This is a genomic window from Streptomyces sp. NPDC052496 (genome assembly GCF_040679095.1).
In the GTDB taxonomy this organism is placed as follows: Bacteria; Actinomycetota; Actinomycetes; order Streptomycetales; family Streptomycetaceae; genus Streptomyces.
Map to the genome: position 1 here is coordinate 13,651 of NZ_JBFAUH010000002.1, position 13,958 is coordinate 27,608.

General features: G+C 71.1%; 11 protein-coding genes and 1 pseudogene. 7 read left to right on the plus strand and 5 right to left on the minus strand.

The annotated features are described in order from the left end of the window. Positions 1–3: 3 nt before the first annotated feature. Together xseA and AB0L45_RS03540 are read right to left on the minus strand one after the other, a co-directional pair. A complete protein-coding gene (gene xseA, locus AB0L45_RS03535) occupies positions 4–1,239 on the minus strand; it encodes an exodeoxyribonuclease VII large subunit (RefSeq protein WP_365835678.1) in 1,236 nt (411 codons plus the stop codon). Positions 1,240–1,340: 101 nt separating this feature from the next. After that, the gene (locus tag AB0L45_RS03540) at positions 1,341–2,753 is read right to left on the minus strand and encodes an APC family permease (protein ID WP_365835680.1); all 1,413 of its coding nucleotides are present in this window, start codon (positions 2,751–2,753) and stop codon (positions 1,341–1,343) included. A gap of 219 nt (positions 2,754–2,972) precedes the next feature. Here AB0L45_RS03540 and AB0L45_RS03545 point away from each other — a divergent pair, with 219 nt between their 5' ends. Together AB0L45_RS03545 and ppgK are read left to right on the plus strand one after the other, a co-directional pair. Further along, on the plus strand, positions 2,973–4,016 hold the full coding sequence (locus AB0L45_RS03545; RefSeq protein ID WP_365835682.1) for a 4-hydroxy-3-methylbut-2-enyl diphosphate reductase: 1,044 nt from the start codon (positions 2,973–2,975) through the stop codon (positions 4,014–4,016). Positions 4,017–4,114: 98 nt separating this feature from the next. Beyond that, positions 4,115–4,999: a polyphosphate--glucose phosphotransferase gene (ppgK, locus tag AB0L45_RS03550; RefSeq protein ID WP_365835684.1), complete on the plus strand. Its 885-nt coding sequence runs from the start codon at positions 4,115–4,117 to the stop codon at positions 4,997–4,999. On the opposite strand, the gene AB0L45_RS03555 is transcribed toward ppgK, so the two are convergent. After that, positions 4,965–5,939, minus strand: a complete 975-nt coding sequence (locus AB0L45_RS03555; RefSeq protein WP_365835686.1) for a DUF6542 domain-containing protein — start codon at positions 5,937–5,939, stop codon at positions 4,965–4,967. The two genes, ppgK and AB0L45_RS03555, sit on opposite strands and share 35 nt — an antisense overlap. A gap of 264 nt (positions 5,940–6,203) precedes the next feature. Here AB0L45_RS03555 and ychF point away from each other — a divergent pair, with 264 nt between their 5' ends. Beyond that, positions 6,204–7,292, plus strand: coding sequence for a redox-regulated ATPase YchF (gene ychF / locus AB0L45_RS03560; RefSeq protein WP_365835688.1), 1,089 nt, complete (start codon positions 6,204–6,206; stop codon positions 7,290–7,292). Positions 7,293–7,413: 121 nt separating this feature from the next. On the opposite strand, the gene AB0L45_RS03565 is transcribed toward ychF, so the two are convergent. Next, positions 7,414–8,532 (minus strand): site-specific integrase, encoded by a 1,119-nt coding sequence (locus tag AB0L45_RS03565; RefSeq protein ID WP_365835690.1) that lies wholly within the window; start codon positions 8,530–8,532, stop codon positions 7,414–7,416. 21 nt (positions 8,533–8,553) lie between these two features. Continuing rightward, positions 8,554–9,060, minus strand: coding sequence for a helix-turn-helix transcriptional regulator (locus tag AB0L45_RS03570; protein ID WP_365835692.1), 507 nt, complete (start codon positions 9,058–9,060; stop codon positions 8,554–8,556). A gap of 93 nt (positions 9,061–9,153) precedes the next feature. Here AB0L45_RS03570 and AB0L45_RS03575 point away from each other — a divergent pair, with 93 nt between their 5' ends. The 4 genes and pseudogenes from AB0L45_RS03575 to AB0L45_RS03590 all read left to right on the plus strand — a co-directional run bounded on the left by AB0L45_RS03575 (position 9,154) and on the right by AB0L45_RS03590 (position 13,890). Beyond that, positions 9,154–9,390 carry a helix-turn-helix domain-containing protein gene (locus AB0L45_RS03575; protein WP_365835694.1) on the plus strand — a complete coding sequence of 79 codons (237 nt, stop codon included), beginning with the start codon at positions 9,154–9,156 and terminating at the stop codon, positions 9,388–9,390. Positions 9,391–9,533: 143 nt separating this feature from the next. Further along, positions 9,534–11,045 (plus strand): DnaB-like helicase N-terminal domain-containing protein, encoded by a 1,512-nt coding sequence (locus AB0L45_RS03580; RefSeq protein WP_365835696.1) that lies wholly within the window; start codon positions 9,534–9,536, stop codon positions 11,043–11,045. Between the two features lie 436 nt (positions 11,046–11,481). Then, positions 11,482–12,177, plus strand: a complete 696-nt coding sequence (locus AB0L45_RS03585; protein ID WP_365835698.1) for a MobC family plasmid mobilization relaxosome protein — start codon at positions 11,482–11,484, stop codon at positions 12,175–12,177. Further along, positions 12,174–13,890, plus strand: a pseudogene (locus AB0L45_RS03590) (mobilization protein). The gene AB0L45_RS03585 and the pseudogene AB0L45_RS03590 overlap by 4 nt, the downstream one beginning before the upstream one ends. Positions 13,891–13,958: the final 68 nt, after the last annotated feature.

Consider the following 13,958-nt stretch of genomic DNA (forward strand, 5'->3'; position numbering starts at 1 on the left):
ACCCTATTCCGGGGGTGTGACATCGGACGGCGCGCCGGACGCCCGTACCCGGAACTCGCCCTCGGCGACCCGGGCGCGCAGTTCCTCGTCCGGCGCGACCTCGCCGGGCGAGCGGACGGCCGAGCCGTCCGGCTTCTGGAGCACCGCGTAACCCCGCTCCAGGGTCGCCTTGGGGGAGAGGGCGACGACCCGCGCCAGGGTGTGCGACAGCTCCGAGTCGGCACGGTCCAGCAGGTGCCCCAGAGTGCGCCGGCCGCGCTCCAGCAGGGCCGTGACCTGGTCGTCACGCTCCTCGACCATCCGGTGGGGCCGCTCCATCGAGGGCCGGCTCAGGGCTGCCGCCAGGCCCCGCTCCTCGCGGTCCAGATAGCCGCTGACCGCGCGCAGCGCCCGCTCCCGCAGCTGCTGGATACGGGCGAACTCCTCGCCGACGTCCGGTACGACCTTCTTCGCCGCGTCCGTCGGGGTCGAGGCCCGCAGGTCGGCGACCAGGTCCAGCAGCGGGGAGTCCGGTTCGTGGCCGATCGCGGAGACGACGGGCGTACGGGCGGCGCCCACGGCCCGTACCAGCTGCTCGTCCGAGAACGGCAGCAGGTCCTCCACGCTGCCGCCGCCACGCGCCACGATGATCACGTCGACCTCGGGCAGCGCGTCCAGCTCCTTGACCGCCTCGATGACCTGCGGTACCGCGTGCACGCCCTGCACCGGTACGTTGCGCACCTCGAAGCGGACCGCCGGCCAGCGCAGCCGGGCGTTCTCCAGGACGTCCCGTTCGGCGGCGCTGGCCCGGCCGCACACCAGGCCGATCAGCTGCGGCAGGAACGGCAGCCCGCGCTTGCGCTCGGCCCGGAACAGGCCCTCGGCGGCGAGGGACTTCTTCAGCTGCTCCAGCCGCGCCAGCAGCTCACCGACGCCCACCGGCTTGATCTCGGCGGCCCGCAGCGAGAGCTGGCCGCGCGGCGCGTACCACTCCGGCTTGGCGTGCACGACGACGCGCGCGCCCTCGCTGACCACGTCCGCGACCTTGTCGAAGACCTGGCGGTAGCACGTCACGCTCACCGAGATGTCGTACGACGGATCGCGCAGCGTCAGGAAGACCACGCCGGCGCCCGGCCGCCGGGACAACTGGGTGATCTGCCCCTCGACCCAGACGGCCCCCAGCCGGTCGATCCACCCCCCGATGAGCCGCGACACCTCGCCGACGGGGATCGGCGCCTCCGCAGACGTCCTCACACTCATGCCACGAGCGTATAGCCCGCCACCGACAGCGCCTGGGCGCGCGGCTCCGCGCCGACAGCGCCTGGGCGCGCGGCTCCGCGCCCGTACGGCCGGCCGCGACGTCAGCCGGCCGCCGGCCCGCCCCTCCGCCGCCCGTACTGCACCCCCAGCACCACCAGCCCCACCACCAGCCACACCGCGCCCACGATCTGCGCGGTCCTGGACGCCTCCACCACGACCGCGACCACCACCCCCAGACCCAGCACCGGCACCAGCACGTGCTTGACCACATGCGGCCGCTCGGCCCGCTTGCGTACCCAGAACCAGCCGATCACCGAGGCGTGCAGCAGCCCGAACGCGGTCAGCGCGCCCACGTTGACGATCGAGGAGAGGTGGTCCAGACCGTCGTCGCGGCGGGCCGCCCACACCGCCGCGACCAGCGTCACCACCGCGGCGCCCAGCAGCGCCCGCCGCGGCACCCCGCTGCCCGCGTCCACCTTGGACATCGCGCCCGGCAGCCGCCGGTCCCGCGCCATCGCGAACAGCAGCCGCCCGGCCGCCGCCTGCCCCGCCAGCGCCGCGAAGGCCGCGCCGATCGCCTTGCTCGCCGCCACCAGCTTCTGCAGCCACTCACCGGCCGCCGCGTCCGCCGTCGTGTAGAAGGCGTCGCCCTGCCCGGCGGGCTTCGCCGCCAGCTCGGCCGCCGACATCGGCGCCAGCAGCGCCGCCAGGTACGTCTGTACGGCGAACAGCACACCGGCCACGACCAGGCAGGTCAGCACGGCCCGCGCCACCCGTACCCCGCCCCCCGTCGCCTCTTCCGCGAACGAGGCGATCGCGTCGAACCCCAGGTACGACAGCACCGCGACCGACACCGCCGCCAGCACCGCGCTCGTGGAGAACGTCCCCTCCCCGGTCAGCGGCTCCGCCCAGCCGCGCTGCGCTCCCTCCGTGACCAGCACCCACACCGCCGTCACCACGAACACCACCAGCACCACGAGCTCCATCGCCAGCACCACGAAGCCGGCCACCGCCGCCGTCCGTACTCCCAGCAGGTTCAGCAGCGTGGTGACGACCACCGCCAGCGCCGTCCACACCCACTGGTGCACGGACGGCACCAGCGCGTGCATGGCGATACCGGAGAAGAGGTACGCCACCGCCGGGATCAGCAGGTAGTCGAGCATCGCCAGCCACCCCGCGATGAACCCCGCGCCGTCGCCGAGCCCGGCCCGCGCGTACGTGAAGACCGAACCGGCCTGCGGGGCGACCCGCACCATCTGCGCGTACGAGTACGCGGTGAAGGCCATCGCGACCGTGGCCACGAGGTAGACGATGGTGATCGCCCCGTGCGACTTGGCCTGGAGCGTGCCGAAGATCCCGACCGGCGCCATCGGGGCGATGAACAGCAGCCCGTAGACGACCAGGTCCCGGAAGGACAACGTGCGCCGGAGCTCACCGCCACCGGGCGCGGCGGGCGCGGTGGACGCGCCGGAGGACGGCGGGGAGGACGGGTTCGGCTCGGACGGTGCGGTCATGACGGACACCTCGGCAGGGGACGTACGGGCCGACAATGATCGTCGGCTGCCCTCCAGCTTCGGGCAAGACCGCGCCGGCGGCGGGATGGACGCGCCAGGAACGGGGCGGGCACGCTTTCGGCGGGCGGGCACGCCCGGCGCGCCACCTCCGCGAACCCCCGACCGCGGTCACTCCCTCGCGCCCCGGCAGATCACGTACCCCGAAGCCGGGCCCGTACGATGGATCGTATGACTGCTGCTACGCCCAGCCCGTCGCCCGCCACCGCCCAGGACGGAGACGTCTCACGCGGCGAGGACCGCCGCCGGGTCCTGCTCGCCGCGCCCCGCGGCTATTGCGCGGGCGTGGACCGTGCCGTCATCGCCGTCGAGAAAGCCCTGGAACAGTACGGCGCGCCCGTCTACGTGCGCCACGAGATCGTGCACAACAAGTACGTCGTGAAGACCCTGGAGAAGAAGGGCGCCATCTTCGTCGACGAGACGGCGGAGGTGCCCGAGGGCAACATCGTCATCTTCTCCGCGCACGGCGTCGCCCCGGTCGTCCACGACGAGGCCAAGCGCGGCAAGCTCGCCACCATCGACGCCACCTGCCCGCTGGTCACCAAGGTCCACAAGGAAGCCGTCCGGTACGCCAAGGAGGACTTCGACATCCTCCTGATCGGCCACGAGGGCCACGAAGAGGTCATCGGCACCAGCGGCGAGGCCCCCGACCACATCACCCTGGTCGACGGCCCCGACGACGTGGCGAACATCGAGGTCCGCGACCCCGACAAGGTCGTCTGGCTCTCCCAGACCACCCTCTCGGTCGACGAGACGATGGAGACGGTCGACGCCATCAAGGGCCGTTACCCCAACCTCCTCTCCCCGCCCAGCGACGACATCTGCTACGCCACGCAGAACCGCCAGACCGCCGTCAAGCAGATGGGCGCCGAGGCCGACCTGGTCATCGTCGTCGGCTCCAAGAACTCCTCGAACTCGGTCCGCCTCGTCGAGGTCGCCCTCGGCGCCGGTGCCCGCGCCGCCCACCTGGTCGACGGCGCGGAGGAGATCGACGAGAGCTGGCTGGAGGGCGTGACCACCGTCGGCCTCACCTCCGGCGCCTCCGTCCCCGAGGTCCTCGTGCACGGCGTACTGGACTGGCTCGCCCAGCGCGGCTACGAGGACGTGGAGACGGTCAAGGCCGCCGAGGAGTCCATCACCTTCTCCCTGCCCAAGGAGCTCCGCCGGGACCTGCGCTCCGAGGCCAAGGCCGCCACCGAGAGCTGAGAGGCGCACCGCCCGGGTCCGCCCGGGCGGGCGCACCCCGATCCAACGAACCCGAAAGTCGAGGGGTGAACCGGCCCGACCCCGCCTAGCCTCTAGGCATGAAGGTCTTTGGTGTGGACATCGGCGGGTCGGGCATCAAGGGCGCTCCGGTGGACCTGGAGCGCGGTGACCTGGCGGACGAGCGGTTCAAGGTCCTGACCCCGCATCCGTCGACCCCGGACGCGGTCGCGGACTGCGTCCGGCAGGTCGTGGAGCACTTCGGCTGGTCGGGGCCGGTCGGCGCGACATTTCCCGGGGTGGTGACCGACGGCGTCACCCGTACGGCGGCCAATGTCGACAAAGCGTGGATCGACCGGAACGCCGCCGCGCTGCTGGCCGGCCGGCTCGGCGACGACACGGGCGGCTGCCCGGTGACGGTCCTCAACGACGCGGACGCGGCGGGCCTGGCCGAGATGCACTTCGGTGCGGGCCGGGGGCGCAGGGGCACGGTCGTCGTGCTCACCTTCGGTACCGGCATCGGCAGTGCCGTCTTCACCGACGGCAAGCTCGTGCCCAACACCGAGCTGGGCCACCTGGAGCTGCACGGCCACGACGCGGAGAAGCGGGCGTCCACCAAGGTCAAGGACGACGAGGAACTGAGCTGGCAGCAGTGGGCGCACCGGGTGCAGAAGTACCTCGCCCACGTGGAGATGCTTTTCTCGCCCCGGCTGTTCGTGATCGGCGGCGGGGTGAGCCGCAAGGCGGCGAAGTTCCTGCCGCTGATCGAGGGGATCCGGGCGGAGATCGTGCCGGCGCAGCTGCAGAACAACGCGGGCATCGTCGGCGCCGCGATGGCCGCGCGGGCCGCGTCCCGGGACGGTGCGGCGGCCCCCGCCGGCGCGGGCGCGTCGGCGGGCCCGGCGGCCACCGTCCCGGAAGCTTCCGATGCTCCCGGTGGCCCCGGCGCTGCTACGTCGCAGGTCGGCTGGCCGGCCGATCCCTGACCTGACCCGCCCGCTGGCCGGCGGCCTGCCCGGGCGTACGGCTGGGGCGGCGCGCCCCCTGGGCCAGCCCGGGACGCTGCCCCGGCCCGGGGCCCTGCTCTCCCCGCCCGCGCCCGCGCTCCGGCGTGGCACCAGCGGCCGGCGCGCTCCCCGCGCTCTTCCCCGCGGCCGGTCTCCGGCCCGCCGCACGAGCCGCCTGCCGCTCGGCCTGCCGCTCACCGTGCCGCGCGGCATGCTGCTCCGCCTTACGCTCCGCGTGCCGCTCGGCCTGCCGCCGCGCCAGGGCCGCCGCCTTGCGTACGAAGACGATCAGCGCGCAGGCCAGCGTCCCGGCGTACAGCCAGCCCGCCTGCGTCGCCAGCACCGTGAAGACGCCCATCAGCAGTCCGCCGAAGCCGCCCGTGTCATGGCTGATCGGTACGGTCCCGACGGTATACGCGATGGGCAGCGCGACCGGCGCCGTGATCAGGTCGTACGGCCGTACCCACAGCCCGGCGCACACGCTCACCAGCACGAAGAAGACCCCGTAGGGCGTGGGCGCGCTGTCGAACAGCAGCCGGTCGAAGAAGGCGAAGGCGAACAGGGCGAGGGTGCCGAGCAGGCCGCAGCCCAGGCCCGTGAGCCGGGGCGCGGGCAGCCGCTCGACCGCCGCCCCCAACGGAGCCAGCGGCCCGCGCCGGCGCGCGCGGACACGGTAGACGGTCGTGCTCTCCGCGCCGAGCCCGCCCGCTCCTGGCCCGCGCGGGGCGCCTGGGGCTCCCGGGGCCCGGGGGGCTCCTGGGGTGCCCGCCGCGTTCAGGGCGTCCCGGGCGTCCCGGGCTCCCGGAGCGTTCGGCGGCACGGCCTCCGCGGGGCGGGGGAGCCGTGCGTCCTGGCCCGCTGCCGGACGGCCGGTCCGGGGCGGACTCTGCTGGGGGCTGCGCGCTCTGTGTTGCTCCACTCGGCAACGGTAGGCCGCCAAGTGGGATCAACCGGTTACAGGACACGCGTTTTGACTGACCTGACCGGACCATTCGGCGTACAAATCACCCCACGGCCGTAACGCACCGTACGCGGACCCGCCCCCGCCCGGCCTGCTCCCGCGCCCCGTAGACTGGACGACCGGTCCCCACGGACCACACGGCGCCTACGGCCGCCCCGGCCCCGCAGCGGGCCGTACGCACCGTCGCCCAGTCCACTCGATCCTCTCCGGGAAGTCGCCACCGTGTCGCTCACGATCGGAATCGTCGGTCTGCCGAATGTCGGCAAGTCGACCATGTTCAACGCCCTGACCAAGAACGACGTGCTGGCGGCCAACTACCCGTTCGCCACCATCGAGCCCAACGTCGGCGTCGTCGGCGTCCCCGACCCCCGCCTCGCCAAGCTGGCCGAGATCTTCGACTCCCAGAAGATCCTCCCGGCCACCGTCGACTTCGTCGACATCGCGGGCATCGTCCGCGGCGCCTCCGAGGGCGAGGGCCTGGGCAACAAGTTCCTGGCGAACATCCGCGAGTCCGACGCGATCTGCCAGGTCATCCGCGCCTTCAAGGACGAGAACGTCGTCCACGTCGACGGCAAGGTCTCGCCCAAGGACGACATCGAGACCATCAACACCGAGCTGATCCTCGCCGACCTCCAGACCATCGAGAAGGTCCTGCCGCGCCTCCAGAAGGAGTCGCGCATCAAGAAGGACGTCGCCCCGAAGGTCAAGGCGGTCGAAGAGGCCAAGGCCATCCTGGAAAAGGGCGACACCCTCTTCTCGCAGGGCATCGTCCAGGGCTCCGGCAACGAGGAGCTCCTCCACGACCTCCACCTCCTCACCACCAAGCCCTTCCTCTACGTCTTCAACGTCGACGAGGACGAACTGACCGACGAGGACTTCAAGGCCGAACAGCGCGCCCTGGTCGCCCCCGCCGAAGCCATCTTCCTCAACGCCAAACTGGAAGCCGACCTCGCCGAACTCGACGAGGAAGAAGCCCTCGAACTCCTCCAGTCCGTAGGCCAGGAAGAACCCGGCCTCGCCACCCTCGCCCACGTAGGCTTCAACACCCTCGGCCTCCAGACCTACCTCACCGCCGGCCCCAAGGAAACCCGCGCCTGGACCATCAAAAAGGGCGCCACAGCCCCCGAAGCAGCCGGCGTCATCCACACCGACTTCCAAAAGGGCTTCATCAAGGCCGAGGTCATCTCCTTCGACGACCTGGTGGAGACGGGATCCGTGGCCGAAGCCCGCGCGGCAGGCAAGGCGCGCATGGAGGGCAAGGATTATGTGATGCAGGATGGGGATGTGGTGGAGTTCCGCTTCAACGTCTGATCGATCTTGTGGAAGGCCGTCTGACCTGCGGGGGAGTGGGTTGGGCGGCCTTTGTGGTCCGCACAGAGTCCGCAGGGTGCTGACGTAGGTCAGCGCGTGGGGGAGTGGCGTGGGGGAGTGGCTACGCCGCTTCGGCGGCCTGCTCCGCGCCCGTGTCGGATCGGTCCGCGTACGCCTTGTCGACCGCCGCCCGCGTCCGCTCCTCGGAGTCGGGCCACAGGTGGGTGTAGATGTTCAGCGTCATGGCCGCATTGGTGTGGCCGAGGCGCTCGGAGACGGTCTTCACCGACTCACCGTGCTTGATCAGCAGGCTCGCGTAGTGGTGCCGGAGGGCGTGGGGCCCGGTGCCCTTCGGTATGCCGGCCTTTGCGCAGGCGGGCCGCCACGCCCCGTCCATGAAGTGCGTGTAGACCACGGGACCGCCCTGCGGTGCAGTGAAGACCCAGCTTTCCGGTCCGTCGACCGGAAAGTCCCGCAGGTGGGCTTCAACGGCGTCGACCGCCACCCTCGGCAGCGGGACGGTGCGATACGACCGCGCGGTTTTCGGCGGCCCGACGTACACCCCGTGCTTCGCCGTCTGCTGGATCTGCTGCTCGACCGAGACGGTCGCATGCAGCAGGTCGACGTGCTGGAGCTGAAGGCCGAAGAGTTCGCCAGGCCGGAGTCCGGTGGCGGCGCCTAGCAGCACGAGCCCCTTGTAGCGGGCGGGCACCGCCTCGGCCAGCGTCCGCACTTGCTCGACCGCCAGGGGCACCACCTTCTTCCGGGGCACGGCGGGCAGCTTCACCTCCGCACACGGGTTATGGGGAATCATGCGGTCGCGAACCGCCGCGCGGAAGACCGAGTTGACCGTGTTGAAGACGGTCCGTGAGGTGCTCGCCGCGAGCTTGTGAGTGGTCGTCAGGCTGGTGACCCACGTCTGTATGTCACCGGGCTTGATGGCGCCGAGAGCCCGCTTCTCCCAGATCGGGTAGACGTAGCAACGCAGGTGTTGGGCCACGGCCTTGGCCGTCGAGGGCCGGTGCGGCTGACTCGCCCGCCACTTCTCCGCGTACTCCCTGAACGGCGTCTTGGCCGACCGCGGGTCGACGTACTGACCCGTGATCACGCTGGCCGTGACCTCATCGATCCACCGCTGGGCGTCGACTTTGCGGTCGAAGTGGCGAGCGTGCTCCTTGCCGTCGAGGTCGCGGTAGCGGGCGCGCCATTTGCCGTTAGGGCGCTTCTGAATGTTCGCCAAGTCGTTCTCCTTTGGGGCGGGTCAGTTGTGGTGGTAGTAGCCACCGTCCTCGATGTACTGGGTGAGAGCGCGAGCGTCGCGTTCCTCGCCCGCGAGGCGGAGGCACTGCTTGTGGAACGCGGCCGAGCTGTCGGGGTGGGCCCGGATGTATTCGGCGGCCAGGACGACCGCCTGGTGCAGGTGGTCCTGCGCGTCGCGAGCCTTGTAGAACGCATCCACGGCTTCTTGGACACACCGCCTTCCTTCGATGTCGAGCCCTTCCTGGGGCGGGGACATCAGCTCTTCCAGCGGTAGCTCGAAGACGCGGGCGAAGCCGAGGGCCTCGTCGAGGGTGATCTTCCGTCGCGGTGTGCCGTTCTCGATGCGCCAGACCGCGGTCTGGTTCATGGGGACGCCGGCCTCGGTCATCCGGGCGGCGAGCTCGGTCGTGCTCCACCCTCTGACCTCGCGCTCCAGGGCTACCCGCTCGGCCGCGTTTCCCTCGCTGTAGAGCAGCGGTACCCCTTCACCGATGGGCGGTGTGGTCATGCCGACCTCCCTCTCTTCCGTCTCTCACCATCGCTATCCCGATTGAACCAAAGCCTCTCCCGTTTGCCTAATTGCCGCCCGTCAGGTACACCTATGCATATCGACTTGCTCGCAACTCGAAAGGGAAAGATGGGCCGCTACCTGACCACCGCCGAGGTCGCCGAGCGCTACCGCACCGCAGCCAGCACCGTGCGGTACTGGCGACACCAGGGGTACGGACCGCGTGGCGTGAAGGTGGGCCGTCGCGTGCTCTACAGCGAGGCCGAGCTCGCCCGCTTCGATCGGCAGCTGCTGGAGCAGGGCCCGCGGCAGTGGGGATGGGCCGCATGAGAAGCCCTGATCCCGGACATGGCAACGGCCTCCGGTGCACCAACACCGAAGGCCGTCCGAAGTCCCACGAGATCGCCCACTGTTGAACGAACCTGAGGTGGTGCGGGGCCTTGCCCGCCCCGCACCACCGGTGAGGACCTGTTGTGCCCCACCCTACGGCCCCTCTCCCGGGTCCGTCACCCGAGCCCGCAGACGCCGGAGGGCAGGCACCCCCGCACGACGCCGATGCCGAACGGGTCGTGCTCGGAACCTGCATGCACCACGCCGAGAGCATCGCCGACGTGCGCGAACTGCTCGACGGCACAGACTTCTACCGCCCTGCCCACGAGACGATCTGGTGCGCTCTGCTCCAGCTCCATCAGCAGGGAAATCCGTCCGACCCCATTGCCGTGTCCGACCTGCTCCAGCGCCAGGGCGACCTCATACGGGTCGGCGGCGCGAGCGCCGTCCACGCGCTGGCGCACGCAAGCGTGGCGTCCGGCAGCGCCGGCTACTACGCCGACATCGTGGCGCGCACGGCACGGCTTCGCCGCGTACAGAGCGCCGGTCTGCGCGCCGCCCAGCTCGCAAGCGATCCGGGCAGTGACCCGGAAGAGCTCCACACGGCCTTGGAGGAGACGCTTCGCACCGAGCGTGAGCGTGCCCGAAACGCCGGTACCTCGCGTCTGGACCGGTACGTCTCGGACGGTTGGACGTTCGTCACCGATACCGGTGCGGAGACCGAGCCGCTGTGGGGCACTCCGGAGCAGACCGCTTGGGCGGCGGGCGAGAGCCTGATGATCGTGGGGCCGCCAGGTGTCGGCAAGACCACGCTCGCCCATCAGGTCATCCTGGCTCGGCTCGGCGTGTACGCCGCCGTACTGGATCTCCCTGTCGCCGAGAGCCGGCGCGTCCTCTATCTCGCCATGGACCGACCACCGCAGATCGCCAAGGCCCTGGCGCGCCATCTGGGGCCCAAGGATGAGCCGACGCTGCGCGACCGGCTTCGGGTGTGGTCCGGCCCGCTGCCCACCACGCTCGACAAGGATCCCCACCTCCTCGCCGAACTGGCCGCTGCCCACCAGGCCGACACGGTTGTGATCGACAGCCTGAAGGATGCGGTCAGCCGCCTGACCGAGGATGAGGCCGCCATTGCCTACAACAACGCCCGCCAGCACGCGCTACGCGAAGGTGCCCAGCTCCTGGAGCTGCATCACCAGCGCAAGTGGACCGGCGACACACCCCGTGACCAGCGCCCTGTCCTGGACCGGGTCTACGGGTCGACGTGGTTCACCTCCGGCGCGGGCAGCGTGCTCTTCATCGCCGGAGAGTCCGGCGACCCGGCGGTCAAGGTCCACCACCTCAAGATGGTGACCGGTGAGATCGGCCCCCTGCCGGTCATCCACAACCACCAACGCGGCACCTCCTACGTCGAGCAGACCCTCGACCCGCTCGCCCTCCTCCAGGCCAGCCCCGAGGGACTGACCCCACGCGAACTGGCCGCCCACCTGACCGAGGAGCCCAAGCCCAGCCGCGCGGACGTGGAGAAGGCCCGCCGCAAGCTGGATCAGCTCGCACAGGCCGGACACGCGGAAAAGTCCCAGGGCACCGCCGGCGGAGCCAGCGGCGGTCAGCAGGCCACTTACCGGGCCCGCCGCCTGGTCGCCGTCTCCTGACTTGACCGTCTAACCGACCGCTCACCAAGCCGCAGGCGCGCATCCGGCGCACCTGCGGTCAGCTCTCTTCCAGCCGCGGTCAGTCCTGGTCAGTCCCGGTCAGTTCCGGTGGCCTGACCGGGACTGACCGGACTTCGGTGACCGGCCGGACACCGCACTGACCGCCCGCTGAGGCAGCTCTGCAACCGCCTGCCGGACCGCAAAAAGCGTTCACGGAACCGTTCACACCCACCGTACGCGTGCCCCCCTGCACGGACCGATCACGGCGTTCACGAACTGCAAGAAACCCCAGGTCAGGCGATCACGCCACCGCACACGGCGTTCACGCCCCGGACCGTTCACGCGCGTGCCCCCTCTTAAAGGGGGACACGCGTGAACGCTTCTCCGTGCACGCCTTCCTTCTGCCGAATTCCCCGCCCTCTCTCAGGAGCGATCCATGCCCCGCCACACCGGCCTCCCCAAGCCTCAGGACACTGATCCGGGCCCGGACAACTCCGACACGACGCGAGCTCATCTCGTCAGCCGACTGACCAACCACACCATCCACGCGGCAGCAAGGTATGCCGTTGGACCGTCCAAGGGCGGCTCCAACGGGGAAGCCCGCGCCCCAAGGGTGGCGCAGGCACTCGGGCACCAGGGGGTGCCCGAGGAGGACAAGCCCGTTGATGCGGCGTCTCCGCCACTGCCGCGCGCCGCCGACGTGGCAGCCCTGCATCGCGTCGCCCACCGCCGCCCCTACGGCAAGGGACAGCGCCAGGAGCGGGTGGACGCCCGCTACAGCATCGAGGAGAAGACCAAAATCCGCGCCAAGGCCCAATCACTGAACATCACCGGCGCCTACCTCGTCGGGGCCGCCGTCATGGCCTACGTCCACGGCGATCTCGCCGTGCCCGGCCAGCGCACCCCCGTCGACGACTACATCGACGAGCTCAACGCCCTCCGCGCCCAGGTCGCGAGGATCGGCAACAACGTCAACCAGATCGCCCGCGTGCTCAACTCCGGCGGCAATCCACACGCTGGGGATGCCGCCACCCTGGCCCAGGCCGAGCGCACCCTGAACACCGTCCGGACCACCATCGGCGACATCGCGGCGGCCGCAAACCGAGCCGTCTCTGCGAAGGCGGCCGCATGATCGCGAAGATCAGCAGTGGCAAGAGCACCGCCGGCCTGATCCGGTACCTGTTCGACACCAAGAAGGCCAAGGACCACGCCGACCCACACCTGGTCGCCTCCTGGGACGGCTTCGCCCCCGACCCCGGCCGCGCCGCCGACTTCGACGCCACCAAGAAACTCCTCGCCCAAGACCTCGACCTGCACGTCAAGCAGGCCGGGCGGCTCGGCCGGGCTCCCGAGCGGCACGTGTGGCACTGCTCGCTCCGGGCCGCGCCCGAGGACCGCAGCCTCAGCGACAAGGACTGGGACCAGATCGCCCGCCGCGTCGTCGCGGCCACCGGCATCGCCCCCACCGGTGACCCCGACGGCTGCCGGTGGGTCGCCGTACGGCACGCCCCCGACCACATCCACATCGTCGCCACCAAAGTCCGAGCAGACCTGCGCCCTGCCCGCCACTGGAACGACTACCTGACCGCCGACCGCGAGCTCGCCGCAGTGGAGAACGACTACGGCCTCCACCGCGTCCTCCGCGGTGACCGCACCGCCACCCAACGCCCCACCCGCGCCGAACAGGAAAAGGCCCACCGCGCCGGCCACCAGGCCACCGCCCGCGAGCGCCTGCGCACCACCGCCCGTACCGCTGTCGCGGTGGCCACCGACCCCGAGGAGTTCCTCACCGTGCTCGCCGGCACCGGTGTCCTCGTCGACGTACAGCGCTTCCCTTCCGGCGACATCCGCGGCTACAAGATCGCCCTCGACGGCGACACCAACGCCGCAGGCCAACCCATCTGGTTCTCCGGCTCCAAGCTCGCCCCTGACCTGTCCTTCCCCAAGATCCGCGAACGCCTGACCGCTGCCGACGCAGACCCCGCCAGCCAACAGCCGGGAAGCCGACGGCAGCCCGACCCATGGCACCAGGCCACCGCCGCAGCCGAACGCATCCCCACCCTCCTCGACCAGGAACGATGCGGCCGCGCAGGCCCACCTCGCCGCCTTCGGCGAAGCCCTCGACGCCCTCCCCGTCCTCGCACCCAAGAAGATCCGGCCCCAGCTCAGCCAGGCCGCCCAAGCCTTCGAACGCGCCACCCGCTCCCGCATCCGCGCCGAACACCACCACGCCCGGGCCCTTCGCGGCGCCGTCCGGTCGATGCTTCGAGTACCCGCGCCCAAGGACGGGGCTGCCCTCGCGATGTTCCTCGACGCGGCCGTTCTCGTCACCATCGCCGCCGCCCGCTGGCACCAGGCTCGCCGCCACGACCAGCAGGTCATGGCCGCCCGCGAGAGCCTGCTGCACATCCAGGCCGCCTACGACCAGGCCGCAGCCGCACCCCTGGCCGCCCTCGCCCAGCGCACCTCACCCACTCACACCGCCGAACACCACGCCCAGCAAATCCGCGCGATCCTGCCCCAGCGCGCGGAGGAAATCCTCGAAGATCCCGCCTGGCCGGCCCTCGCCGCCGTGCTCACCGACGGCGAAACCGCCGGCCACCGGCCAAGCATGCTCATCGAGCAGGCTGCCCGCCAACGCTCGCTGGACAACGCCCGCTCACCTGCCATGACCCTGACCTGGCGCATCCAGCGGCTCGGTCACCGCCCCGCACCCAGCGCCAGGGCCCTCGCCGCCCAGGCCCGCAGCAGCTACGCGACACAGGTGCGCTCCACCACGCTGCCCTCGCAACCGCGACCCGCAGCCAACGAGGTCACTCACCGGTCTCGTGCTCCGCGCCGCTGAACACACGCCCGGCAGGCGCCTCGGACGCCAGACGGCGTGGGGGCGCGCCCCCACGCCGAAGCTGCTGA

Bases quoted from the DNA above. Each gene is read 5' to 3' on its own strand.
- xseA (WP_365835678.1), bottom strand. From the start codon at position 1,239: ATGAGTGTGAGGACGTCTGCGGAGGCGCCGATCCCCGTCGGCGAGGTG.
- AB0L45_RS03540 (WP_365835680.1), bottom strand. From the start codon at position 2,753: ATGACCGCACCGTCCGAGCCGAACCCGTCCTCCCCGCCGTCCTCCGGC.
- AB0L45_RS03545 (WP_365835682.1), top strand. From the start codon at position 2,973: ATGGATCGTATGACTGCTGCTACGCCCAGCCCGTCGCCCGCCACCGCC.
- ppgK (WP_365835684.1), top strand. From the start codon at position 4,115: ATGAAGGTCTTTGGTGTGGACATCGGCGGGTCGGGCATCAAGGGCGCT.
- AB0L45_RS03570 (WP_365835692.1), bottom strand. From the start codon at position 9,060: ATGACCACACCGCCCATCGGTGAAGGGGTACCGCTGCTCTACAGCGAG.
- AB0L45_RS03575 (WP_365835694.1), top strand. From the start codon at position 9,154: ATGCATATCGACTTGCTCGCAACTCGAAAGGGAAAGATGGGCCGCTAC.
- AB0L45_RS03585 (WP_365835698.1), top strand. From the start codon at position 11,482: ATGCCCCGCCACACCGGCCTCCCCAAGCCTCAGGACACTGATCCGGGC.